This is a genomic window from Pseudomonas sp. BNK-45 (genome assembly GCF_047456255.1).
GTDB lineage: Bacteria > Pseudomonadota > Gammaproteobacteria > Pseudomonadales > Pseudomonadaceae > Aquipseudomonas.
On the sequence record NZ_CP179909.1, the window covers coordinates 994,322 to 1,019,504 of the forward strand.

Genomic DNA, 25,183 nt, shown 5'->3' on the forward strand with positions numbered 1-25,183 from the left:
GTGTGGCACTTGCCACGATGTTGATTCAGCTTCTGTCGCCGCAGCGCAGGGCCCTGTGGGCCTTGCGCGCCCTGGGGCCGCGACGCCAGGTTTGAGTCGGTTATGGGTCAGGCGCCCTTGGCGGACGGCAGTTTGGATACCAGGCGCAACGACACGGTCAGCCCTTCGAGCTGGTAGTGCGGGCGCAGGAAGAACTTGGAGTTGTAGTAGCCCGGGTTGCCTTCGACTTCCTCGACCACCACTTCCGCCGCGGCCAGCGGGTGCTGGGCCTTGGTGGTTTCGGTGGAGTGCGCCGGATCACCGTCGACGTAGTTGAGGATCCAGTCCTGCAGCCAGCGCTGCATCTCGTCCTTCTCTTTGAACGAGCCGATCTTGTCGCGCACGATGCACTTCAGGTAATGGGCGAAGCGGCAGGTGGCGAACAGGTACGGCAGGCGCGCGGCCAGGTTGGCGTTGGCGGTGGCGTCCGGGTCGTCGTACTCGGCGGGCTTCTGCAGCGACTGGGCGCCGATGAAGGCAGCGAAGTCGGTGTTCTTCTTGTGCAGCAGCGGCATGAAACCGTTCTTCGCCAGTTCCGCTTCACGGCGGTCGGAGATGGCGATCTCGGTCGGGCACTTCATGTCCACGCCACCGTCGTCGGTGGGGAAGGTGTGGGCCGGGAGGTTTTCCACCTCGCCACCGGATTCCACGCCGCGGATCCGCGAGCACCAGCCGAAATGCTTGAACGAACGGTTGATGTTCACCGCCATGGCGTAGGCGGCGTTGGCCCAGGTGTACTTGGAGCTGTCGGCGCCGTCGGTGTTCTCTTCGAAGGCGAAGGCTTCCACCGGGTCGGTCTTGGCGCCATACGGCAGGCGCGCCAGGAAGCGCGGCATGGTCAGGCCGATGTAGCGCGAGTCTTCCGATTCACGCAGCGAGCGCCAGCCGGCGTATTCCGGGGTGGTGAAGATCTTGGTCAGGTCGCGTGGGTTGGACAGTTCCTGCCACGAACCCATGCCCATCACGGTCGGCGAAGCCGCTGCGATGAACGGTGCGTGCATGGCCGCGCAGACCTTGGACAGCTCGCCCAGCAGTTCCACGTCCGGTGGCGACTGGTCGAAGTAGTAGTCGCCCACCAGGCAGCCGTAAGGCTCGCCGCCGAACTGGCCGTATTCCTCTTCGTACATCTTCTTGAAGATCGGGCTCTGGTCCCAGGCCGTGCCCTTGAACTTCTTCAGGGTCTTGTGCAGCTCCGGCTTGGAGATGTTGAGCACGCGGATCTTCAGCTGCTCGTCGGTCTCGGTGTTGTTGACCAGGTAATGCAGGCCACGCCAGGCGCTTTCCAGTTTCTGGAATTCCGGGTGATGGATCACCTGGTTGACCTGGGCGGTGAGCTTGGCGTCGATGGCGGCGATGATCGATTCGATCGACTTGATGGCGTCGTTGGACACCAGGTCGGTCTGCGCCAGGGCCTGCTCGGCGAGGGTCCGCACGGCGGTTTCCACGGCTTCGCGAGCGCGCTCGGTCTTGGGCTTGAATTCCTGCAGCAGCAGCGAAGCGAATTCGCTGGCCTGCTCGGTGGCGCCGGGTTGGGCCTGATTGTCACGCATCAATTCGGTCATGATCGTTGGTCCTGAGTTACGCGTTCGGCTCGGAGTCAGCAGGCTTTGGCGCGCTGGCCAGGGCCTGGAGCAACGCCGGATCCTTGATGGCTTTCATGATGATTTCTTCGGCGCCGGTCTTGCCGTCCATGTAGGTCAGCAGGTTGGCCAGCTGAGTGCGGGCCTCCAGCAGTTGGTTCAGCGAGTCGACCTTGCGCGCCACCGCGGCAGGGCTGAAGTCGTCCATGCTCTCGAAGGTGATGTCCAGGCTCAGGTTGCCTTCGCCGGTCAGCTCGTTGGGCACGTGGAAGGCCACCCGGGGCTGCATCGCCTTGAGGCGCGAGTCGAAGTTGTCGACGTCGATTTCCAGGAACTTGCGATCGGCCACGGCCGCCAGGGGTTCGGCGGGCTTGCCGGCCAGGTCAGCCATCACGCCCATGACGAAGGGCAGCTGGACCTTTTTCTCGGCGCCGTAGAGTTCGACGTCGTACTCGATCTGCACCCGGGGCGCGCGGTTGCGCGCGATGAACTTTTGAGAACTTTGCTTCGCCACGTTGTGCTCCTGGTCGCTGCTGCGACGGTGTTGGCGTCGGTCGGTGGTTGCCGCTGACGATACTGTTCGGCCGCTTCGGGGTTAGTCGGATTCGGGGCCGCGCAGGTTTTCAAATTGGGACATGCCATCGGGAATCAGGTTGCGCACGATGGCCGCGAAATCGGCGTTGACCAGGTTTTTGGCCCGGTTGAGCAACACCGGCAACGGGCTCGATGGCTCATGCCGGCTGTAGTAGGCCAGCAGCCGGTCGAGGCTGCGCAGCACGTCGTCGCGGCTGTTGATCTCGCCGGACATTCGCGTTGCGGCCGGCGCTGCGGGCGCGCTGCCGGCTTCGCTGGCAGGGGCGTCGGCGGGTTCATCGGCCGGGCTGTCGCTGGTTTGCGGGGCATGCAGGCTTAGCACCTGCAGCGCCAGGCGCAGCGGTTGCTTGAGGGCGCTGAGGTCCACGCCACTGGCGGAACCCACTTGTTCGCTGACCTGCTTTTCGATGGCTTCGACGGCCGAGCGAGCGTTGCTCAAGGCGGTGCGAATGGCCTCCAGGTGTTCGGGGTCGCTGTCTTGCAGGGCGCCGGCCAGGTGGTCGGAACCCAGGCTTTCACCGGAGAAATGCTGCAGGCCGGCGGCGTTCAGCGCGGCGCGCACGGTCACCGGGCCGAAGGTCCGGGAACGGGTCAGCTGGGCTTCGCGCAGCAGGCCGATGGTGGTGTCGCCGGCCAGGCCGGCCAGGGCGTTGATGCGCACCGTGGGGTCGTTGTCGTCATCGGCGTCCAGGCGCGGGTGCAGGTCCGCCCAGTAATCGCGGAGCAGGCCGTTGATCAGTTCGAGGCAGGTGGCCAGGCCCGGCAGGCCTTCGAGGGCCAGGGTGCTCTGCACGAGAAAATGGGTGATGCGCAGGTCTTTGCTGCGGGCCAGCAAGTCCAGGCTCTGCTGCTGGATGCTGCGCCAGTCCGGCGGCTCGGCCGGGAGGATCGAGTCGCCCATGCTGCGCTCGGGCTGACCTTGTGCGGCCCGCTCCAAGTGCAAGAAATCCGCGTCATATTCCAGGTCTTCGCCACAAGGCGAAGTTGCTGAAATCGCGGCGAGCAACATCGGTACATCCACCTGGTTCGATCTCCCTATCAGCCTGCAGGACAGTCAGGCAATTAATGCACTAGTTGTTTGTGAACTCGCGCACATTTCTTGGTAAACATGGACTCATTGATATTAGTGAGCCATCATCCGTGTTCAAGAAGTTGTGCATTTTTGGTGTAGTAGTTGTGGCTTGTCAAGGTAAGCTATTCGCCCCGCGTGACACTGTTATGTCGACTTACTTAGTTCCCTGACCGGCGAGTCAGATTGAGGCGGGGCGCAGGGCTTTTGTCATCTGTGCGGTTTAAGTTAAGCGATCATGCTGTGAGCGGTGCTGTTTAAAGGATTTTTTGCGGACTTTTCATTTTTTTACGGAACTTTTTTCCCGGCACCGGTTCGCACGCGGAAGTACAGCAAGGAGGCGAGATGTCGCTGTGTTTGACTATCACTAGTTATCACAAGATCACCCCTGGTCAATGCCCTGAGAAACTAATGGATCAGGGAGTGATGGCAATTGGCCGCAGTTCCGATAATGACTGGGTACTTCCCGATCCCGAGCGCTTAGTTTCGGCGCGACATTGTGTCATCCAATACAAGGATGGCCGTTATTACTTGACCGATAACAGTACTAACGGTGTGGAGTTAGTCCGTGCCGGTATTCGCATGCGCCGGGGTAACAGCGAGCCGCTGGAAGATGGCGAGGTTATTCGCATTGGCGATTATGAGATCAGCGCGCGGATCGATTTCAGTCTCAATCGCGCTCAGGCTGAAGCCTTTTCCGGGGACAGCTCCAACAGTTTCGAAGCGCTGATGGGCCGACAAGCGGTAGCCCCGACACCCATCGAGCCGATCGCCATGGCGCCGGTGGCGCATTTTCAGGGCGCATCGGCCCAGGACACCTTCCCCGACCTGTTCGATTTCCTGGCCCCGAGCGCCACGCCTCCGGCCACCCAGCCGGATCATGTGCCCGCCGAGCAGCACGATTTCCGCCCGCCAACGCCCACCGCCGTGCCCCAGCCCGTGCAACCGCCCCAGCCCCTGGCGCCCCAGGGTGGGGCGCTGATTCCGGAAGACTGGGACCTGTTCGGCGACACGCCTGCGCGCCCGATTCCGCCCCCGGCCCCGCTGCCCGTGCCGGAGGTGGCGCCTCTGGCCGCGCCTGTCGCGCCGGACCCGTTTGCCGGCATCGGCCTGTTCGCTGCAGAACCGCCACAGCCACAGCCACAGCCGCAACCGCAACCGGTCGAGGTCGCGGCGCCGCCGGTTCCTCCTGCTCCGGTCGCTCCGCCGCCCACGGCCCAGGCACCGCAGCCGCCGGTCGCGGCACCCGCCCCGGCACCGGTCGCGCCGCAGCCCGACCTGCTGCAAGCATTCTTGCGCGGCGCCGGGCTGGATCAGCTGCGCATCGATCCGCAGCAGGCCCAGGCGCAGATGGAAAGCCTCGGGCGCAGCTACCGGCTGATGGTCGAGGGCCTGATCGACGTGTTGCGGGCCCGCAGCAGCCTCAAGGGCGAGTTCCGCATGCAGCAGACCATGATCCGCCCGGTGGAGAACAACCCGCTGAAGTTCGCCCCCAATGTCGACGAGGCCATGCTCCTGCTGCTGCGCCACAGCAACCAGGCGTTCATGGCCCCGGACCAGGCGGTGCAGGACAGCTTCGATGACCTGCGGGCCCACCAACTGGCGGTCATGGCCGGCGTGGAAGCGGCCATCAAGCACTTGCTGGGGCGTTTCGAACCCGCCGAGCTGGAAGCGCGCATGGCCCGTCCCGGTGGCCTGGGCAACCTGTTCAGCGGTTCGCGTCAGGCGCAGAACTGGCAGCAGTTCACCGCGCTCTACAAGCAGATTTCCCAAGAGGCCCAGGACGATTTCCAGGACCTCTTCGGTCGCGAGTTCAGTCGCGCCTACGAAGAACACACCCAGCGTCTGCGCCGTTCCTGAGCGCACCTGGAACCCCCGAACCCACGGATACACGGACAGCTGATACGTCATTGAGGACGCAGGATGATTCAACGATTGCTGACATTGGTCGCCATGCTGGTACTGGCGGCCTGTGCCAAGGACGCCCCGGCACCTGCCGAGCCGACCCAGGAAACCCAGCCGGGCGCCACCACCGTGGAGCTGCATTTCCAGGCCGTGGCCGGCCTCAACCCCGGCCCTGACGGCCAGGGCACGCCGGTGCGGGTGCGGATCTTCGAACTGAAGAACCCGGCGACCTTCATGCGCGCCGACTACTTCGCCCTGGCGGAGCGGGCCCCGGCCACCCTCGGCCCGGACCTGATCGACCAGGACGAAGTGCTGGTCAAGCCCGGCGACCAGTTCAGCCTCAAGCGCACCCTGGATCCGGCCACCCGTCAGGTCGGCCTGCTGGTGGGCTATCGCGAAGTGGATCAGGCCCTGTGGCGGGTCAGCGTCAATACCGCCGCGCACCTGAACAACAGCTATCAGATCGGCCTCGATGTCCGCGCAGTCAGCGCCGAGCTCGCGGCGTCCCCATCCAGCCCTGCCCAATAGGCAATCGGAGCAACCATGTCCTGGAACAATCGCGTGGTCTGGTCGGAAGGCATGTTCATTGGAACCCAGCACTTCCAGCAGCATGACCGTTACCTGGAAAACCTCATCGACGCCCGCAGCCGTCCGTTGTCGGCGGGGGCCTGGGGCTTTTCCGAACTGCGGATCGATCAGGGGCTGCTGGCCCAGGGCAAGCTGGCCATCGTCAGCGCCCGCGGCCTGCTGCCCGACGGTACGCCGTTCAACATTCCCCATGACGATCTGGCGCCCAGCCCGCTGAGCATCGACGACAACCTGCGCGACGGCCTGGTGTACCTGGCGCTGCCGCTCAAGCGCGCCGGTGCCCGGGATACCGTGGACGAAGGCGAGGAACTGGGCGGCGCCCGCTACCTGAGCCAGGTGCGCGAAGTGCGCGACGACAACGCCCCCTTCGAAAACCGTGCGCCGGTGGCCGTGGGCTCCCGCGCCTTGCGCCTGCTCACGGCCGCGGACGGCCTGAGCGACTACGCCGCCATCGGCGTGGTGCTGATCAAGGAAAAGCGCGCCGACCGCGCCCTGGTGCTGGATGACAGCTACATCCCGCCGCTGCTGGATGTGGCCGCGTCCAAACCCTTGAGTGCCTTTCGCAGCGAACTGCTGGGCCTGCTGCACCAGCGCGGCGAGGCCCTGGCCGGCCGGGTGGTGGCATCGGGGGCCGGTGGCGCCTCGGAAATCGCCGACTTCATGCTGCTGCAACTGGTCAACCGCGCCCAGCCGCTGATCAGCCATCTGAACCAGATCAGTCCGTTGCACCCCGAGCGGCTGTACAGCGAGCTGGTGAGCCTGGCCGGTGAGTTCTCGACCTTCTCCAGCAGCGCCCGGCGTCCGGCGCAATACCCGCAGTACCAGCATGACGAGCTGGCCCTGAGCTTCGCCCCGGTGATGCAGGCCCTGCGCGAAGCGCTGTCGATGCTGATCGACAGCAAGGCGACGCCGATCCCGATCGTCGAGAAAGCCTACGGCGTGCACGTGGCGATGCTGGCCGACCGCACCCTGCTGGAGAGCGCCAGCTTCATCCTGGTGGTGCGCGCCGACGTGCCCGGGGAAACCCTGCGCGGGCGTTTTGCCCAGCAGAGCAAGGTCGGTTCGGTGGAGCACATCCGCGACCTGGTCAACCTGCAACTGCCGGGCATCGGCCTGTTGCCGCTGCCGGTGGCGCCACGGCAGTTGCCGTATCACGCCGGCTCGACCTACTACGAGCTCGACCGTGGCAGCGAGCACTGGAAACAACTGGTTCATTCCGGCGGCTTCGCATTCCACGTCGCCGGGGAATTCCCGGGCTTGAACCTGGCCTTCTGGGCCATTCGAGGATAAGTCGCGATGCATCCTTTCGACGATTCGGCAGGGCAGCCGTCCCCGGCCAATGACCGCACCCAATTCATGCCGCGCCCCGGTGGCCGCGCGCCCGAGCCCGGCCGTCCGGCGGCTGCAGCGTCGCCGTCATTGGCGATGCCGGCAGCGCCATTGCCGGCCGGCCAGGCCCGGGGCCTGAACCCCCTGGAAAGCGCCGCCGGCCCGTTGCTGGCCTTGCTCACGAGGCTGCGCAGCACCCTGGCGCACCCGGCGCCGGCCAGCCTGCGGGCGCAGTTGCTGGCCTACCTGCGCCAGTTCGAAGAGCGTGCGGAAGCCGCCGGCGTGCCGCGCAACGACGTGCTGCTGGCGCGCTATGCGCTGTGTACCGCCCTGGATGAAGCGGTGCTCAGCACCCCCTGGGGCAGCACCAGCGACTGGGGCAAGCAGAGCCTGCTGATCACCGTGCACAACGAAGCCTGGGGCGGCGAGAAGGTCTTCCAGTTGCTGGAGCACTGCCTGCAGAGCCCCCGCGAGCGCCTGTACCTGCTGGAGCTGTTGTACCTGTGCATGTGCCTGGGTTTCGAGGGCCGCTACCGGGTGATGATCGATGGCCGTAGCCAGCTCGAAGCCCTGCGCGAGCGCACCGCGGCGACCATCCGCAGCGCCCGTGGCGAGCACGAGCGCGAGCTGTCGCCGCATTGGCGCGGGGTCAGCGTGGCCCGTGACCGGCTGGCCCAGTTCATGCCGCCCTGGGTCGGTATCGCGATTGGCGTGGCGCTGCTCCTGGCGCTGCTGTTCGGCCTGCGCCTGAAGCTGGCGGCGGACGCCGAGCCGGTGTTCAAGAACATCCATGCCCTGGGCGAGATCCCGGTGCAGACCCTGGATCGCCCGGTGATCCAGCCGAAGATCGTCGAGCGTCCGCGCCTGGCGGGCTTCCTCGCCGAGGACATCAAGGCCGGGCGGGTGGCGGTGGAAGACGCCGTCGACCGTTCGGTGGTGACCATCCGTGGCGACGAGCTGTTCGCCTCGGCCAGCGCCAGCATCCTCGACGACTACCAGCCGCTGATGCTGCGCATCGCCGACGCGGTGCGCAAGGTCAAGGGCCAGGTGCGCATCACCGGCCACAGCGACAACCGCCCGATCGCCACCTTGCGCTTCCCGTCCAACTGGAAGCTGTCCCAGGCCCGCGCCGAATCGGTGCTGCAGATCCTCGCGGCGAAGACCGGCCAGCCGGAGCGCTTCAGCGCCGAAGGCCGCAGCGACACCGAGCCGCTGGCAAGCAACGCCACCGCCGAAGGGCGGGCGCGTAATCGTCGGGTCGAAATCAGCGTATTGGCGGAGGGGGTCGAGTGAAGGCGTTTTTCAGTTTTGTGATTCGCTGGGTGATCCCGCTGCTGGGGCTGATCGCCCTGAGTCTGATCATCTGGTTCATTGGCCCGCTGCTGGAGTTCCTGGTGCCGGAAGGCCGGCGCTGGGCGCTGATCATCTGCATCTTCGCGCTGTGGATCGGCTACCGGGTGTGGCGCATCATCCAGGCCCGCCGGCACGCAGCCAAGGTGCTGCAGAGCCTGGCCGCCGATACCCCGCCGGACCCGGACAGCGTGGCCACCGCCGAAGAACTGGCGGCCCTGCGCCAGCGCATGGACGAAGCCCTGGCGCTGCTGAAGAAGGCCAAGCTGGGCGGTGACGAGCGGCGCAACCTCTATGAGTTGCCGTGGTACGTGATCATCGGCCCGCCGGGCTCGGGCAAGACCACCGCGCTGGTCAATTCCGGCCTGCATTTCCCCCTGGCCGCGCAGCTGGGCGCCGGCGCCGTGCGCGGCGTGGGCGGCACCCGCAACTGCGACTGGTGGTTCACCGACCAGGCGGTATTGCTGGACACCGCCGGGCGCTACACCACCCAGGACAGCCACGCCACGGTGGACAAGGCGGCCTGGCTGGGTTTTCTCGACCTGCTGAAAACCCAGCGTTCGCGGCGGCCGATCGATGGCGCCTTCGTCGCCATCAGCCTCTCCGACCTGCTGCTCGGCAGTGACGCCGAGCGCGCGGCCCACGCGGCGGCGATCCGCCTGCGTATCCAGGAGCTGTACACCCAGCTGGGAGTGCGCTTCCCGATCTACCTGATGCTCACCAAGCTCGATCTGGTGCCGGGTTTCATGGAGTTCTTCGACTCCCTGAGCAAGGAAGAGCGGGCCCAGGTCTGGGGCATGACCTTCGCCCTGGACGACGGCAAGAGCGGCGACAGCCCCCTGGCCCAGTTGCCGGCGGAGCTGGCGGCCCTGGAGCAGCGCCTCAACGAGCGTCTGGTGGAGCGCCTGCAACAGGAACGCGACCCGGCGCGGCGCGACCTGATCTACGGCTTCCCGCAGCAATTCGCGGCGCTCAAGGAGTCCTTGCAGGGCTTCCTCGAAGGCGTGTTCAAACCCAACGCCTTCGAAGAGCGGGTGCTGCTGCGCGGCGTGTACTTCACCAGCGGCACCCAGGAAGGCAGCCCGATCGATCGCCTGATCGGCGCCATGGCCCAGAGCATGAACCTGGACCGCCAGCACCTGGCGCGGCAGACCGGCACCGGGCGCAGCTACTTCATCGAGAAGCTGTTCAGCGCCGTGGCCTTTGCCGAGCGCGGGCTGGTGGGGGTCAACCCCAAGGTCGAGCGCCGGCGCAAATGGATCGCCCGCGGCGCCCTGGCGGCCACCGTGGCCCTGGTGCTGGTGGTCAGCACCCTGTGGATCATCAGCTACCGGGCCAACCAGAGCTACATCGCCCAGGTCGACCAGCGTGTCGCGCCGGTGCGCCAGGACGTGCAAAGCCTCAGCTCGGCCCAGCGCGATGTGCTGGCGGTGCTGCCGCTGCTCAACGCCACCCGCCATCTGGCCGGCGATGCGCCGGGCTGGGCCGAGGGCCTGGGCCTGTATCAGGGCGACATGCTCGAAGCCGAGGCCGCCAGCGTCTATCGCAAGCTGCTGGTGGCGGTGTTCGCCCCACGGCTGATGACCCGCATCGAGGAGCAGCTGCACAGCGGCGGCAACTCGGACTTCCTCTACGAGGGGCTCAAGGCCTACCTGATGCTGGCGGACAGCGAGCATTACGACCCGGACTTCATCAAGGCCTGGATCACCCTGGACTGGGACCGCACCCTGGCCCGCGATCTGCCGCCGGACCAGCGTCAGGCCCTGACCGGGCACCTGCAGGCGCTGTTCGAAAAACATCCACCGAATGCGCGGCTGGACCAGCGCCTGATCGACGACCTGCGCCGCCAGTTGCAACAGCTGCCGGTGGCCCAGCGGGTGTATGACCGGGTCAAGCGCGCCAAGCTGCCGGACGGCGTTCCGGACTTCCGCCTCAGCGAAGCCGGTGGCCGCGACGCGGCGCTGGTGTTCACTCGCAAGAGCGGCAAGCCGTTGAGCGAACCCCTGAGCGGCCTGTTCACCGCCAAGGGCTATCGCCAGGCCTTCCTCCTGGCCAGCCTCAACCAGGCCGGCACCCTGGCGGAAGAGCAGTGGGTCCTGGGCCGCGATCAGGCCGACCAGCAGAACGTCGCCAGCCTCGCCGCCGACGTGCGTCGCCTGTACTTCCAGGACTACCTGCGCCAGTGGGATGCCTTGCTGGCGGACATCGACTTCGTACCGATCACCAGCGTGGCCCAGGCCGCCGACGTGCTGCGGATTCTCTCCGGGCCAACTTCGCCGTTGAAGAAACTGCTGGTGGCGGTGGCCAAGGAAACCGATCTGCAACAGGAAGAACGCCTGTTGGCGGCCCAGGGCCAGAAGGTCGAGGGCGGTGTCGATCAGCTCAAGCAGCGCCTGGGTTCGCTGCTGGGTCAGGAGCAGGCGGCCAACCCCGCCGCCGTGGCCAGCAGCGAAGACCCGGTGAGTGCGCACTTTGCCGACCTCAACAGCCTGGTAAGCAAGGGCGAGGGCGAGCCGGCGGCCATCGACGGCCTGCTCTCGGACATGAACGCCCTGTACGTACAGGTCAGCGCCATGGTCGGGGCCAGCGGCGACGCGCTGCTGGGCGAGGCCAAGAACCAGGCCAGCGCCGCGGCCGCCCGGGTCAGCCTGACCGCCGAGCGTCAGCCGCCGCTGGTCCAGGGGCTGGTCAAGTCGGTGGTCGGTTCCACCACCAACACCATGATGGGCGGGGTGCGCAATCAACTGAACGCGGCCTGGGTCAGCGAAGTGGTGAACGTCTATCGCCAGTCCCTGAGCGGGCGTTATCCGATGTCGCCGGGCAGTTCGCGGGACGCGACCCTGGAAGACTTCGGCCAGTTCTTCGGCACCGGCGGGGTGATGGACAACTACTTCCGCAAGTACCTGCAGCCTTACGTCAACACCTCGACCACCACCTGGAGCTGGCAGCCGGGCGCGGCGCAGAAACTGGGGATTTCTCCCGGCGTGCTGCAAACCTTCCAGCGCGCGGCGAATATCCGCGATGCGTTCTTCCGCTCCAGCGGCGGCACCCAGCCGGCGGTGCGCTTCGAGCTCAAGCCGGTGGCCATGGACGCCAACATCAGCCAGTTCCTGCTCGACCTGGACGGCCAGCAACTGAGCTACGACCACGGCCCGAGCCGGCCGGTGGCCATGCAGTGGCCGAACCCGGGAAGCATCGGCGTGGTGCGCCTGTCGATCATGCCGCCGTCGGCCACCGGGCGTTCCGGGGTGACCCTGGACGGCCCCTGGGCCTGGTTCCGCCTGCTGGAGCAATCGGACCTGACCGCCACCAACTCGCCGGACCGCTTCAACCTGCGGCTGCGGGTGGATGGCGCGAGCATCTCCTACGAGCTGCGCGCCAGCAGCGCCTTCAACCCGTTCAAGAGCCGGGTGCTCAGCGGCTTCAGCCTGCCGGAGCGGCTATGACCGCGCCCGGCCTGTACGGCAAGTTGGCCAGCCGCGGCGATTTTGTCAGCCGTGGCCTGCCGCAGAGTTTTATCGGTCCCTGGGACAGCTGGCTGGCGGCGGGGTTGCTGGCCAGCCAGAACGCCCTGGGCGAGCAGTGGCTCAACGCCTACCTGATCAGCCCGTTGTGGCGCTTCGCCCTGGCCCCGGGAGTCTGCGGGCCCCAGGCGGCGGTGGGGGTGGTGATGCCGAGCATCGACCGGGTCGGGCGCTATTTCCCCCTGACCGTGGCCGCGCTGCTGGAGCCCGAGACGGAGTTGACGTCCCTGGTCACCGGCTCGGAGCAGTGGTTCGAACAGGTGGAGGCGTTGCTGCTGGCGACCCTGGATGAAGGCGCCCGTTTCGAGGCCCTGGAGCAGGGCCTGCAGGCCTTGGGCGCGCCGAACCCGGCGCGGCGGGTCGAGGTCAGCCACTACGCCGGCCTGCAACGGTTCTACGTCAATGATCCTCAGTCCCGGGGCGCGGTGCTCGCGGCCCAGGCCGGCGAGGGGACGAGTCTGTGGTGGGGCCGGGGGTCGCAGTACATCAGCCCGATGCTGTTGCGCTGCCAGGGCCTGCCGCCAGCCAGTGAATTTGCGCAATTTTTGCTCGGACAAGAGGGTGCCGTCTAAATGGGTTCAGCGCCGCAACTGTCCTACCAGTCCGCCAGCTACAGCCATGTCGGCATGGTGCGGAAAATCAACGAAGACGCCTGGCTCGAAGCCCCGGAGACCGGCCTGTGGCTGGTGGCCGACGGCATGGGTGGGCACGCCGCCGGGGACTATGTCAGCAGCCTGATCGTCGACAGCCTGCGGGCGGTGCCGGCGGCCGAGAGCCTGGAGCAGTACGTCGCCGCGCTGCGCAACGGCCTGGCCGCGGTCAACGCCGCGGTGCGCGAGGAAACTGCCAATCGCGGGGTGACCATGATGGGCAGCACCGTGGTCCTGCTGGCGGTGCGCGGCGCTCGGGGCGTGTGCCTGTGGGCCGGCGACAGTCGCCTGTACCGGCTGCGGGACGAGCAGCTGGAAAGCATTTCCCGGGATCACAGCTACGTCCAGGACCTGCAGGACAGCGGCCTGCTCAGCGAGGCCGAGGCGCGGGTGCATCCGCGGGCCAATATCGTCACCCGGGCGATTGGCGTCGAGGCTCAGTTGCAGCTGTCCCAGGTCGATCTGCAGGTGCAGGACGGCGATACCTTCCTGCTGTGCAGCGACGGTCTGAACAAGACCGCCGAAGACTTCGAACTGCGCGATGTGCTGAGCCACAGCGAGCCCAACGATGTGGTGCGCAGCCTGATCCACCTGGGCCTGACCCGGGGCGCGCCGGACAACATCACCGCCATCGTGATCAAGGCCGCAGGATACTGACCATGGACATTCTGATTCCCGGTTTTGACATTCAGGGCGAGATTGGCGAAGGCGCCATGGCCACCGTGTACCTGGCGACCCAGCGTTCCCTGGAGCGCAAGGTGGCGCTCAAGGTGATGGCCGCGGCGCTGGCCGCCGACCCGAGCTTCTGCGAGCGCTTCTTGCGCGAGGGCAAGACCCTGGCGCGGCTGTCGCATCCGCACACCGTGACCATCCACGACATCGGCAATGTCGGCGAGCTGTACTACATGGCCATGGAGTACCTGCCCAACGGCACCCTCAAAGAGCGCATCGCTGCCGGGCTGACCCCGGAGCAGGGCCTGGCCTACATCCGCCAGATCGCCTCGGCCCTGGGCTATGCCCATGCCCAGGGGCTGGTGCACCGCGACGTCAAGCCGGCCAACATCCTGTTCCGTGCCGATGGCACGGCGGTGCTCTCGGACTTCGGCATCGCCAAGTCCCTGGACGACCGCACCCAGTTCACCCAGGCCGGTTTCGCCGTGGGCACGCCGAGCTACATGAGCCCGGAACAGGCCCGTGGCCAGGACATCGACGGTCGCGCCGACCTGTATGCCCTGGGGGTGGTGCTGTATGAAATCCTGGTCGGCGAGTTGCCGTACAACGGCACCGACGCGCTGTCCACGGCCCTGGCCCACCTCACCGAGCCCTTGCCGGAGCTGCCGCTGCACCACGGGCGCTACCAGCACATCCTGCGCAAGCTGTTGGCCAAGGACCCGGCGGAACGTTACCCGGACGCGGCGGCCTTGCTGGCGGCCCTGGACAACCTGCCGCCGGAGACGGCCGAGGTCGAGGCGACGCTGATCCAGCCGTTGCCGCTGCCCCCTCAGGCAGCCCCCCAGCCTGTAACTCAGCCTGTAACTCAGGGCCACGACCTGGCCGGGCTGACCCCGGTGTCGATCGAGATTCCGCAACAGGCGCCGGCGCCCCAACCGGCGCCGCGCCGCGAGCCGCCCCAGGAACCGCCAGTGCCGCCGCGCGCGTCCAACCTGCCGCCAGCCGGCAGCGGGGCGTCCGAACAGCGCCGCGGCCCGCTGCTGGCCCTGGCCGGGGTTGCCGTGGCGGTGGCCCTGGCCGTGGCGGGGGGCGGTTACTGGTGGTTGTCCGGCGACAGCCCGGCGCCGCAACCCAAGAGCCCGGCCACGGTCGGCACCCCGCCTGCCGTGGTGGCGCCGCCGGTGGAGCAGGCGCTGGCCGCGGATGTCGATGGCGGCCAGCGGCCGCTGCTGATGCCGGGCAAGAAGACCCTGTTCCAGCGGGTGCTGAGCAAGCCGGGGGCGAGTTTCTCCAGCGCGCCGGGGGCCACGCCGGACAAGCCGGTGCCGGCGTTCTCGGTGCTTTACGTGTACCAGCGCAAGAACCTCGACGGCCGCTCCTGGCTGCGCCTGGGCGCCGCCAGCGATGGACGCAGCGCCGGTTGGCTGCCGGCCGAGCAGGTCAGCGACTGGAAGCAGAGCCTGGTGCTGAAATTCACCGAGCGTTCCGGCCGCGCGCCGGTGATGTTCGTGCGCCAGGCCAGCGAGCTGGAGCGCCTGCTGGCGGACCCGGCGGCGGCCAAGAACCTGCTGCTCAGGGCGCAGAAGAATCCCCAGGACGAGCAGCAGCTACTGGCCCTGGAGCCCAATGCCAGCGCGGTGCCCCAGGACCAGTTCTACCTGCTGCCGATCTTCGATTCCAAGGAAAGCTTCGACGAGAACGGCCAGCCGGTGCAGTTGCTCAACGTCGCCTCGATCGATCCGGGCAACAGCCCGCAGAGCATCAGCGACAGCAGCGGCAAGCCGCTGCCGGCGAACAGCCCGCCGGCGGCCGCCGATGCCTTCCGCACCGCGGTGGTGCTGGTGGTGGACACCTCGGTGTCGATGCAGCCGTACATCGATCAGGTGCGCGACGTGGTGCACGAGCTGCAGAGCAAGATCGCCGAGCGCGGCGAGCTGGACAGTGTCAGCTTCGGCCTGGTGGGCTTTCGCAACAACACCAGCAAGACCCCGGGCCTGGAGTACGTGACCAAGACCCTGGTGACCCTGGACCAGGGCCGCGATCCCCAGCGTTTCCAGGAACTGGTGAGCCAGGTCAAGGCCACCAGCGTCTCCAGCCACTCGTTCAACGAAGACGCCTTTGCCGGGGTCATGCAGGCCGTGGAAGGCATGGACTGGAAGGGCTACGGCGGTCGCCTGATCCTGCTGGTCAGCGATGCCGGGGCCCTGCGCAAGAACGATCCCTACAGCCGCACCCAGATGAACGAGGCGGAAGTGCGCCAGGCGGCCTTGGGCAAGCAGATCAAGATCTACGCCCTGCACCTGCGCACCGATGCCGGCAAGAAGAACCACGCCCAGGCGGAAACCCAGTACCGGGTGCTGACCGCCGACGCCAACCCGAAGATCGGCGACCTGTACATTCCGGTGCCCGGCGGCGATGTGCGCAAGTTCGGCGAGCGGGTCGACGAGATCGGCACGGTGTTCGCCGATCTGGTGCATCAGGTGCGCAGCAACCAGCACCAGGAAGTCCCGCTGCTGGCGGCGGCACCGAGCATCGCGCAGAAATCGGCAGCCATCGGCTACGCCATGCACATGGACTTTCTCGGACGCAAGGCCGCCAGCCAGGCGCCGCAGCTGGTCAGCGCCTGGACCGCCGACCGCGACCTGACCAACCCGGCGCTGCCGGCGTTCCAGGTCTGCGTGATGCTGACCAAGCTGCAGCTCAACGACCTGCAGCAGTCGCTGAAACTGATCGTCGATGCGGCGCGCAAGACCCAGACCTCGCCCAAGGACTTCTTCCAGGAAATCGCCAGTGCCAGTGCCTACATGAGCCGCGACCCGTCGGCCCTGCGCAAGGGCGGCAACCTGGCCGACGGCGGTGTGCTTGGCGAATACCTGGAAGGCCTGCCGTACCGCAGCAAGTCGCTGAACATGACCCAGGACCTGTGGCTGTCGTTGAGCGTGGCCGAGCAGGAGGATTTCATCGACGAGCTGGATTCGAAGATCCGCCTCTACGAAACCTTCCACAACGACCTGGCCAACTGGGTGCGCTTCGGCGATGCCGAGCCGGGTGATGCCCTGTACCGCGTTCCGTTGTCGACGCTGCCGTGATGCTCGATCTGGCGCAGGTACGCAAGAGCCGCGGCGAGGGTCGCCAACGCTACAGCCTGGAGATCCCAAGGCTGCAACTGCGCGCGGGCGACCAGTTGGCGGTGGTCGGCCCCAGTGGTTGCGGCAAGAGCACCCTGCTCGATCTGCTGGCGCTGGTGCTGGCTCCGGATTCGGCGGCGCGCTTCGAATTTGCCCCGGCCAGAGACGCCATCGACATCCTCGGGATCTGGCGCGGCGCGGGCCACAGTGCCCTGGCGCAATTGCGCAGCCGGCACCTGGGCTATGTGCTGCAGACCGGCGGCCTGCTGGGCTTTCTCGATGTGCGGGGGAATATCGGCCTGCCGCGCAAACTGCTGGGGCTGCCCGACGACGGCATTCCCCGGCGGCTGGCCGAGCGCCTGGAAATCGCCGATCAACTGCACAAGAAGCCCGCTGCCCTGTCGGTGGGCCAGCGCCAGCGGGTCAGTTGCGCCCGGGCCCTGGCCCACGGCCCGCAGGTGCTGCTGGCGGATGAGCCGACCGCGGCCCTGGACCCGTTGAACGCGCAAAGGGTAATGCAACTGCTGGTGCAGCAATCCCGCGATCAGGGGGTGTGCTGCGTGATCGCCACCCACGATGAGGTGCTGGCCCGGGCCAACGGCTTGCAGGTCCGGCGCATTGCCTGCCGGCGCGATGCCGACGGCGGGGTCACCGCGACCCTGGGGGAGGCCTGCTGATGCGTGCGTCCCTGACGGCTGCGCTGGCCTGGCAGGACTACCGCGCCGATTCCTGGCTGTCGGCCTGTTCGGTGCTGGCCCTGGTGGCGGTGATCGCGCCGTTGCTGGTGCTGTTCGGGCTCAAGTTCGGGCTGGTCAGCAGCCTCACCGAGCGCCTGGAAAAGGACCCGGCGGTGCGCGAGATCATTCCCCTGGGCGGCGGACGCTTCAGCGCCGCGTTCATTGCCGAGCTGGGGCAGCGCCCGGACGTGGCCTTTGCCTTGCCGCGCACCCGGCAGATCGCCGCGACGGCGGACCTGTCCCGGGGCACGGCGGATATCGGCCTGACCGTGGAGATGCTGCCGACCGCGGTGGGCGACCCGTTGCTCGGGCGTTTGTCGTCACCCCGGAGCATCAGCGGCGTGCTGCTCAGCCGCACCGCCGCCGAGAAGCTCGGGGCGCAGCCGGGGGACTGGTTGCAGGCGAGCTTTGGCCGGCAGGTGGCGGGGCGCAGCGAGGTGCAGCGGACCCGGGTCCAGGTGGAGGGCATCCTGCCCCTGGAAGCCTTTGCCCGTGACGCGCTGTTCGCTCCGCTGGCACTGCTGGAGGCCGCCGAGGATTACCGCGACGGTCGCGCCGTGGCGGCCCTGGGCTGGCTCGGCGAGGTCCAGGCGGCATCCGCGCAGCGGGTCTACCCGGCGTTTCGCCTGTATGCCCGGGATCTGGATGACGTCGAGCCGCTGCGGCTGTATTTCGCCGAGCGCGGCCTGCTGGTGGCGACCCAGGCGCAGACCATCGCCCAGGTGCAGTCCTTGAGCCGCAACCTGTCCATCGTCTTCTGGGTGATCGCCGGGCTGGCCCTGGCCGGTGCCTTCGCGGCGATCTTCGCCGGGGCCCTGGCGGCGGTGGAGCGCAAGCGTCGGGAGTTGTCGGTGCTGCGCCTGTTGGGGTTTTCCACCGGCGCGCTGCTGCTGTTCGTGGTGGCCCAGGCGCTGTACAGCGCCGGGCTTGCCGCGCTGTTGAGTGGCGCCCTGTATGGCCTGGCCCAGGCCGGGCTGAATCATTTGTTCATGCAGGTGCCCGGCGAGTACGCCAGTCATTTGCTGCCGGCCCATTACGGGCTGGCCCTGTTGGCGACACTGGGCGTCAGCACCCTGGCCGCGGCGCTGGGCGGCTGGCGGGTGTCGCGCATTGAAGCCTGTGAAGGAATTCGCGATGTATAAGTTGATCGGCACCGTGCTGGCCATGACCCTGGCCGGCGCCGTGTGGGCCGAAGAGCCCGGCAACAAGATGGACAATCCCAAGCCCCTGGCGGACGACGTCAGCCTGCCGTTGCCCTGTGACGGCGAGATGGTGTTCCGCTACGTCTACGTGCTGGCCCAGGGCACCCTGGACGACCGCGAGGTCAACCTCGGCTACCCCTTCAGCGAAGGCGAGAGCGGCTATCAGCAATCGTTCATTTCCGGCTATCGCCGGGACTACATCAACGGTCAGTTCACCCTCAAGGACCTGCCTGCGGCCTGGGGCAAGACCATCGGCCCGGCCTTGCCGAAAACCGGCAGCGGGGTGCCCCTCAAGCCGATGCTGTATTTCATCGGTAAGTACGAAGTCACCGCCCGCCAGTACGCCCAGGTCATGGCTCAGGCCCAGTCCCTGGCCAGCGGCGAGCCGGCCCCGGCCTGCGAGGCGCCGGACGGCCTGCAGGGGCGCCTGCCCAAGGTCAAGCTGTCGCGTTTCGAGGCCGAGCGTTTCGCCGCGGTGTACAGCGCCTGGCTGATGAAGCATCACCGTGACCTGCTGCCGGTCAGCGGCCGTGGCAGTTCCTCGGAAGACGGTGGCCTGGGGTTCGTGCGCCTGCCCACCGAAGTCGAATGGGAGTACGCCGCTCGCGGCGGCCAGGCCGTCAGTCGCCAGGAGCTGGAGGGCCGGCTGTTCCCGCGTCGTTTGGAGGGCAGCGAGGAAGACGGCCCGCTGGCGGACTGGGCGGTGTTCAACCAGGTGGCCGGCGGCACCGGTCAGGCGGCGCGCCTGATGCCGATCGGCACCAAGCTGCCCAACCCCATCGGTATGTTCGACGTGATCGGCAACGCCGCCGAGATGGTCCAGGAGTCCTTCCAGCTGGTGCGTGCCGGGCGCCGCCAGGGCACCTACGGCGGCTTCGTGGTCAAGGGCGGCAACTACCTGGAAGGCGAGGGCACGCTGTTCACCGGGATGCGCCGCGAGTACCCGCTGTTCGGTGCCGACGGCACTGAGCAGAGCAACGAAACCACGGGCTTCCGGGTGGCCATCGGCGCCTTGTCGGCCCCGCGTTCGCGCTACAAGGAACTGTTCGCCCAGTGGCAGAAGGAGGGTCGCCTGGCGTCCCTGACCGATGCCATCGACGAAGCCCAGGACCCCACCAAGCGCCTGGACAGCATCATTGCCACCAGTGTCGACCCGCGCCTGCAGGCGGAGCTGGGGCTGGTCAATGAAGAGCTCAAGCGCAACGTTTCGCTGATCGCCCAGCAGCGCGAGGAGGCGGCCGGCAACCTGATCCAGTCCGCGGCGCTGGTGGCTGAAACCGTCAACAACTACAACATCCGCCTGACCAACCTGAAGAAGAGCCAGCAGCAGGCCATCGATGCCAAGGACGAACCCAGCGCCAAGCTGTTCGCCGAAGCCATCGACAACGGCCGCAGCGCGCTGGACGGGGCGGTGGCGATCTACATCGACAACCTGGCCACGGGCACCCGTTACACCGACGCGGTGATCCAGGCGCAATTTCAACGGATCAAGGAAGAGCTCAATCGCAAGCCGGTGCTCGGCAAGAGCCTGGTGACGCGCGCTACGTTATTCGTCCGCCATGTCGGGGATTATCGCCAGAAACGGCGAGCCGACCCGGCGACGATTTTGAAGGAACTGCTCGCATCGACCGGTCAGAAGTCATGACCGGCCGCTGTCTGTCGAGCCTGGAGGAGCTCGGGCGACCTGGTGTCGTGCCGAGTAGGTCAACACTAATCGAGATCATCAACATGCTTTTTTCCCGCAAGCCATTTGCTTCAACATCCAAGCGTCACCTGCTGTTGGTTGCCGCCGGGTTCAGCACCGTATTGACCGGTTGCGCGACCTCTCCGGTGTCCAAGGTCGCCTCGACCACCAAGGTCGAGTACTACCCGAGCTGCTACGAACCGGTACAGCACCTGCGTGCCACCGACTCGGACATGACCAAGTCGGTGGTGACCGGCGCTGCCCTGGGCGCCGCCGGTGGCGCCCTGCTCGGTGCCCTGACCGGTGACGGCGACCACCGTGGCCGCAACGCCGCCATCGGCGCCGCAGGCGGTGCCCTGGCCGGTGGCGCCGCCGGTTACTACACCGAGCGTCAGAAACAGATCGCCGACGACAATCAGCGCATCGCTTCCTACGCCACCGACGTCAACAAGAGCGCGGCCGACATCGACCGCAGCACCGCCTACGCCCGTGCCTCGCAAACCTGCTACCAGCGTGCCTTCGACAGCCTGATCAGCGCGCGCAAGGCCAACAGCATCAATGACGTGGAAGGGCGCAAGCGCCTGGCGGAAATCGTCAGCGGCCTGAAAGAGTCCAACGACCTGATCGCTGCGGTGAACGGCCGGGCCAGCGAAGACCTGAACAAGTACAACCAGGCCTACGAGCAGGATCTGCAGCAGGTGGGCGTGCAGCGTACCGACGTGGTCAAGGTCGCCACCGCCGATACCACCCCGGTGACCACCACCAGCGGTGGCAAGAAGAAGCAGCCGGCGCAGAAGGTCAAGCAACCCAAGCTGCCGAGCGTGCCGGCCGAAGCGGTGAGCACCGAGAAGTCGATCCAGCAGGCCAAGACCAAGCAGGCCGAGAGCAACAAGGTCGCTACCACCGGCCAGACCCAGGTCAACAGCATGTGCAAGAACCCGGACCTGGGTGACTGGGCACCGGTGCCTTGCCCTAACGTCTGAGTCAGTGATTGTCTGACAAGATGTCGCGATAAGCGTTGAACGCCAGTCGATCTCCGAGTAATTGGCCAGATCGACTGGCGCTCTTCACGTTACAGGTTAAACTGCGCCGGCCACCCAATAATTCCACTGAGGCGCCGTGCATGAAATTTCGTTTTCTTCTCTGGATGCTTGGCCTGTTGATGGGCAAGGCCAGCCGCAACAATCCCGCTTTCCAGCAACAGTTGGGCGACAAGGAGCTGGTGTTCCAGCTGCAGACCCTTGACGGCAAGGTTGCTCGGCATTTCTTCGTCAAGGACCAGCGCATTACCAGCCGCTCGGGGTTCTACCCGGAGCCTGCGTTCGCCATTGCCTTCAAGGATGCCGCCTACGGCTTCGCCACGATGCAGGCGAAGAACAAGCAGTTGGCGTTCATGACCGGGATTCAGGACAAGTCGATTCAGATCAAGGGCAATCCGGCGCTGGTGATCTGGTTCCAGGGCCTGACCAAGTATTTGAAACCGAAGAAGGCCAAGCCCAAGGCTTGACTGGGGACCTGGGTCGGCCAGCCGGCTCCTCGGTGCTGCGCAGGAGCCGACTGACCGCCGAAGGGGCTCAGGCCTGGCTGAATTGCGACGCCAGTTCCCGCAGCAGTACTTCCGCTTCCAGCACTTTGCTCACCACGTCTTCGGCCTTGTCACGGCTCAGGCCCAGGCGCTCGAACAGGGCGTCGGGGATCTCTTCGTGGGGGCCGGAACCGATGCCCCGGCTGCGCAGCAGGCGCACCGCCAGGCACACCAGGTTGGGGTATTCGGCGAAGGCGCCGTCGTAGCTCGGGTCGTGCTGGAAGCGCAGGGCGGTGGACAGCTCGTCCGGCATGTCCCAGTAGCGCATCAGCCAGGAGCCGATCTGTTCGCGACTGATGCCCAGCAGGTGCTGCTCGACATAGCTGTGGCACAGGTGCGGGTTGACCTCCAGGTGCCGGCAGATCAGCGAGAAGTGCGGTGGGAACACGTGGGCCAGCAGCAGGTAGCCGAAGTTGTGCAGCAGGCCGGCGAGGTAGGTCAGGCCGGCTTCCGGGCGCTGGGCGCGGGGCATGGCGCGGGTCAGACCCTCGATCACCGCGGCGGTGTAGATCGATTGCTGCCAGTAGGGCGTGGCGTGTTGCGGCTGGTCCTTGGGCAGGCTCAGGGTCTTGCCCAGGGCCAGCCCCAGCGCCAGGTTGATCACCAGATCGAAGCCCAGCACACGGACGATGGCGTCTTCCACCGAGCGGATCTTGCCCGGCGAGGCGTAGTAGGGCGAGGCCGCCCAGCTCACGACCTGCGCGGCCAGGGCCGGGTCGGTTTCCACCACGCCGGTGATGTCGTCGATGGTGGCATTGGGATCGACCCGCAGCTTGATGATCTTCTGCGCGGTTTCCGCCAGCGGCGGGATCTCGATGGTGGCTTCCAGGCGCTGCTGGATGCGCCGCGCGGTGAACGCCTGCATGGCCTGGGTGATTTCCTCGCGGTCGTCGTCCGGGCGGTCGAGGTTGGGGCGGATGCTGCTCAGGGGCTCGCCGAAATGCCCGGCACTGGCTTTGTTGAGCATGCTCTTGAAGGCTTCGCTGGTGATCTCCAGCAGCACGCCGGGCTCGCCGGAATTGATCAGCAGGCTGGGTTCGCGCAGCAGGCTTTCTTCATACAGGCACGGCGAGCTGGTCAGCGCCGGCAGGCCGGGCAACAGGCTCAGGCTGTGCTTGCCGAGCATGCGCTCCAGGCGCTCGGTGGACACGGCGGTGAGGCGGCGGCCGGTGAGTTCGGCGAGGCGGTTGAGGTCCAGTAGCTGGCTCTGCGGGAACAGCACCATCAGCGCGCCGACGGCGTCGTCCAGCAGCACCGCCTGGACCTTGCGCGCAGCCGGCAGGCCCGGCTGGTCGAGCACTTCGTTGTAGCTGATGGCCAGCTTGCCGAGCAGCAACCGGATAACAGACGGAGCGTGTGGGGTTGCAATGTCGAGGGCAACTTCTGTCATGGTCTGGTATCCGTTTTTCTACAATTTGACGAGTATAACCAGCTTGGTTATGGCGAGGGTTCACTAACTGAGTGGTGGTTCACACTTGGCCGTATTGCTGGCCATGGCGCAGCCAGCGTTCCAGCAACGGGCTGACGTGGTCCGGCCAGCGCTCCAGCAGAGCCTGCGCGGCATCGCGTACCGCAGGCAGCAGGTCGGCGTCGCGCATCAGGTCGGCGACCTTGAACTGCAAGAGACCGGTCTGGCGGGTGCCGAGCATTTCCCCGGGGCCGCGCAGTTCCAGGTCCTTTTCGGCGATGACGAAACCGTCGTTGGTCTCACGCATGATGCCCAGGCGCTGGCGACCGATTTGTGAAAGCGGTGGATGGTAGAGCAGCACGCAGTGGCTGGCGGCGCTGCCGCGCCCGACCCGGCCGCGCAGCTGGTGCAGCTGTGCCAGGCCCAGGCGTTCCGGGTTCTCGATGATCATCAGGCTCGCATTGGGCACGTCGACCCCGACTTCGATCACCGTGGTGGCCACCAGCAGTTGCAGGTTGCCGGCCTTGAACTCGGCCATCACCGCGGCTTTCTCCGCCGGTTTCATGCGGCCGTGGATCAGCCCCACCCGCAGTTCGCCCAGGGCGCTGGAGAGGTCTTCGAAGGTGGTTTCGGCGGCCTGGCAGGTGAGCTCCTCGGATTCTTCGATCAGGGTGCAGACCCAGTAGGCCTGGCGCCCTTCGGCGCAGGCGGCGCGCACCCGTTCGATCACCTCGACGCGGCGGCTGTCGGTGACCAGCACGGTATTGACCGGCGTGCGACCCGGGGGCAGTTCGTCGAGGATCGAGGTGTCCAGGTCGGCGTAGGCGCTCATCGCCAGGGTTCGCGGAATCGGAGTGGCGGTCATGATCAGCTGGTGCGGGCACAGGCGGCCGCCGACGCCTTTCTGGCGCAGGGCCAGGCGCTGCTGGACGCCGAAGCGGTGCTGTTCGTCGATGATCACCAGGGCCAGGTTCTTGAATTGCACCTCGTCCTGGAACAGGGCGTGGGTTCCCACCACCATGGGCGCGCCGCCGGCGATCTGTTTCAGGGCTGCCGCGCGGTTCTTGCCCTTGAGCTTGCCCGCCAGCCAGGCGACTTCCAGGCCCAGGGGTTCGAGCCAGCGCTTGAAGGTAATGAAGTGCTGCTCGGCGAGGATCTCGGTGGGCGCCATCAGCGCCACCTGGTAACCGGCTTCCAGGGCCTGCAGGGCGGCGAGGGCGGCGACCACGGTCTTGCCGGCGCCGACGTCGCCCTGGATCAGGCGCAGCATGGGTTCCGGCTGGCTCAGGTCGTAGGCGATTTCGTTGCCGACCCGTTGTTGCGCGCCCGTGGGAGCGAAGCCGAGGTTCTTCAGGTATTTGGCCGGCAGGTTCCGGGCCAGCGGCAGCACTGGGGCGCGCTGGGAGCGCAGGCTGTCGCGCAGGCGTTGCTGGGACAGCTGGTGGGTCAGCAGTTCCTCGAACGCCAGGCGGTGCTGGGCCCAGTGGTGCCCGAGGGCCAGCTCATCGACATCGGCGTCTGCCGGCGGGTGATGCAGGTAGCGGATCGCATCGTCCAGGGGCGCCAGTTGATAGTCCCGGGCCAGTTCCTCCGGCAGCCAGTCCGGCAGGCTGCGGGGGCCGAGCAGGGCCAGGCTCTGCTGGCAGAGCAGGCGCAGGCGCTGCTGGGTCAGGCCCTCGGTCAGCGGGTAGATGGGGGTCAGGGTCTGGTCCACCGGCGGCGGTTCGTCGCCACTGATGGCGCGGTATTCCGGGTGGTAGATCTCCAGGCCCGAGGCCCCGGGCCGGGCTTCGCCGTAGCAGCGCACGCGAGTGCCGCGCTTCAGGCCGTCTTTCTGGGCATTGCTGAAATGGTAGAAGCGCAGGCTCAGGCCGCCGGTGCCATCCTGCAGGCGCACCAGCAGGCTGCGGCGCTTGCCCATGACCACGTCGGCACCGCTGACGGTGCCTTCGATCACGGCATCCTGGCCCGGGCGCAGGGCGCCGATCGGCACCACGCGGGTACGGTCCTGGTAACGCAGGGGCAGGTGGAACAGCACGTCCTGAAGGTTTTCCAGGCCGACCTTGGCCAGCTTCTCGGCCATGGCTTCGCCGACGCCCTTGAGTGCCGTGACCGGCACTTTCGACAGCTCAGTCATTG

18 protein-coding genes are annotated in these 25,183 nt (G+C 66.9%); 13 read left to right on the forward strand and 5 right to left on the reverse strand.

All coding sequences use genetic code 11. From position 1 onward, the window contains the following. Nucleotides 1-107 precede the first annotated feature (107 nt). The 3 genes from tssC to tssA all read right to left on the reverse strand — a co-directional run bounded on the left by tssC (nt 108) and on the right by tssA (nt 3,234). Complete coding sequence (tssC, locus tag ACMGG8_RS04540; protein ID WP_016963864.1) at nt 108-1,601, reverse strand: type VI secretion system contractile sheath large subunit; 1,494 nt, start codon at nt 1,599-1,601, stop codon at nt 108-110. A gap of 16 nt (nt 1,602-1,617) precedes the next feature. Further along, a complete protein-coding gene (gene tssB / locus ACMGG8_RS04545) occupies nt 1,618-2,133 on the reverse strand; it encodes a type VI secretion system contractile sheath small subunit (protein ID WP_047289994.1) in 516 nt (171 codons plus the stop codon). Nucleotides 2,134-2,214: 81 nt separating this feature from the next. After that, on the reverse strand, nt 2,215-3,234 hold the full coding sequence (gene tssA, locus ACMGG8_RS04550; protein ID WP_414159237.1) for a type VI secretion system protein TssA: 1,020 nt from the start codon (nt 3,232-3,234) through the stop codon (nt 2,215-2,217). 393 nt (nt 3,235-3,627) lie between these two features. Here tssA and tagH point away from each other — a divergent pair, with 393 nt between their 5' ends. The 13 genes from tagH to ACMGG8_RS04615 all read left to right on the forward strand — a co-directional run bounded on the left by tagH (nt 3,628) and on the right by ACMGG8_RS04615 (nt 21,558). Next, complete coding sequence (tagH, locus tag ACMGG8_RS04555; RefSeq protein WP_414159238.1) at nt 3,628-5,142, forward strand: type VI secretion system-associated FHA domain protein TagH; 1,515 nt, start codon at nt 3,628-3,630, stop codon at nt 5,140-5,142. Nucleotides 5,143-5,205: 63 nt separating this feature from the next. Then, nucleotides 5,206-5,715, forward strand: coding sequence for a type VI secretion system lipoprotein TssJ (tssJ, locus tag ACMGG8_RS04560; protein WP_060841738.1), 510 nt, complete (start codon nt 5,206-5,208; stop codon nt 5,713-5,715). Nucleotides 5,716-5,730: 15 nt separating this feature from the next. Then, nucleotides 5,731-7,065 (forward strand): type VI secretion system baseplate subunit TssK, encoded by a 1,335-nt coding sequence (gene tssK / locus ACMGG8_RS04565; RefSeq protein ID WP_060841737.1) that lies wholly within the window; start codon nt 5,731-5,733, stop codon nt 7,063-7,065. 6 nt (nt 7,066-7,071) lie between these two features. Then, nucleotides 7,072-8,397 carry a DotU family type VI secretion system protein gene (locus ACMGG8_RS04570; RefSeq protein ID WP_060841736.1) on the forward strand — a complete coding sequence of 442 codons (1,326 nt, stop codon included), beginning with the start codon at nt 7,072-7,074 and terminating at the stop codon, nt 8,395-8,397. Further along, nucleotides 8,394-11,900, forward strand: a complete 3,507-nt coding sequence (gene tssM / locus ACMGG8_RS04575) for a type VI secretion system membrane subunit TssM (RefSeq protein WP_060841735.1) — start codon at nt 8,394-8,396, stop codon at nt 11,898-11,900. Before ACMGG8_RS04570 ends, tssM begins: the two co-directional genes overlap by 4 nt. Beyond that, the gene (tagF, locus tag ACMGG8_RS04580; protein ID WP_414159239.1) at nt 11,897-12,550 is read left to right on the forward strand and encodes a type VI secretion system-associated protein TagF; all 654 of its coding nucleotides are present in this window, start codon (nt 11,897-11,899) and stop codon (nt 12,548-12,550) included. Before tssM ends, tagF begins: the two co-directional genes overlap by 4 nt. After that, the gene (locus tag ACMGG8_RS04585; protein ID WP_060841733.1) at nt 12,551-13,285 is read left to right on the forward strand and encodes a PP2C family protein-serine/threonine phosphatase; all 735 of its coding nucleotides are present in this window, start codon (nt 12,551-12,553) and stop codon (nt 13,283-13,285) included. A 2-nt stretch (nt 13,286-13,287) separates the two neighbouring features. After that, on the forward strand, nt 13,288-16,389 hold the full coding sequence (locus tag ACMGG8_RS04590) for a serine/threonine-protein kinase (RefSeq protein WP_414159240.1): 3,102 nt from the start codon (nt 13,288-13,290) through the stop codon (nt 16,387-16,389). After that, nucleotides 16,389-17,105, forward strand: a complete 717-nt coding sequence (locus tag ACMGG8_RS04595) for an ABC transporter ATP-binding protein (RefSeq protein WP_060841731.1) — start codon at nt 16,389-16,391, stop codon at nt 17,103-17,105. The genes ACMGG8_RS04590 and ACMGG8_RS04595 overlap by 1 nt, the downstream gene beginning before the upstream one ends. Next, nucleotides 17,105-18,307, forward strand: coding sequence for an ABC transporter permease (locus tag ACMGG8_RS04600; RefSeq protein WP_060841730.1), 1,203 nt, complete (start codon nt 17,105-17,107; stop codon nt 18,305-18,307). Before ACMGG8_RS04595 ends, ACMGG8_RS04600 begins: the two co-directional genes overlap by 1 nt. Further along, a complete protein-coding gene (locus ACMGG8_RS04605) occupies nt 18,300-20,012 on the forward strand; it encodes a formylglycine-generating enzyme family protein (RefSeq protein WP_414159241.1) in 1,713 nt (570 codons plus the stop codon). Before ACMGG8_RS04600 ends, ACMGG8_RS04605 begins: the two co-directional genes overlap by 8 nt. Nucleotides 20,013-20,095: 83 nt before the next feature. Next, complete coding sequence (tagQ, locus tag ACMGG8_RS04610) at nt 20,096-21,034, forward strand: type VI secretion system-associated lipoprotein TagQ (protein WP_060841728.1); 939 nt, start codon at nt 20,096-20,098, stop codon at nt 21,032-21,034. A 140-nt stretch (nt 21,035-21,174) separates the two neighbouring features. Further along, nucleotides 21,175-21,558, forward strand: coding sequence for a hypothetical protein (locus ACMGG8_RS04615; RefSeq protein WP_042940722.1), 384 nt, complete (start codon nt 21,175-21,177; stop codon nt 21,556-21,558). Between the two features lie 67 nt (nt 21,559-21,625). Here the strand turns inward: ACMGG8_RS04615 and ACMGG8_RS04620 are convergent, their stop codons facing one another. Continuing rightward, on the reverse strand, nt 21,626-23,026 hold the full coding sequence (locus ACMGG8_RS04620; RefSeq protein WP_060841727.1) for an aminoacyl-tRNA deacylase and HDOD domain-containing protein: 1,401 nt from the start codon (nt 23,024-23,026) through the stop codon (nt 21,626-21,628). A 79-nt stretch (nt 23,027-23,105) separates the two neighbouring features. Beyond that, the gene (recG, locus tag ACMGG8_RS04625; protein ID WP_414159242.1) at nt 23,106-25,181 is read right to left on the reverse strand and encodes an ATP-dependent DNA helicase RecG; all 2,076 of its coding nucleotides are present in this window, start codon (nt 25,179-25,181) and stop codon (nt 23,106-23,108) included. Between the last annotated feature and the right edge of the window lie 2 nt (nt 25,182-25,183).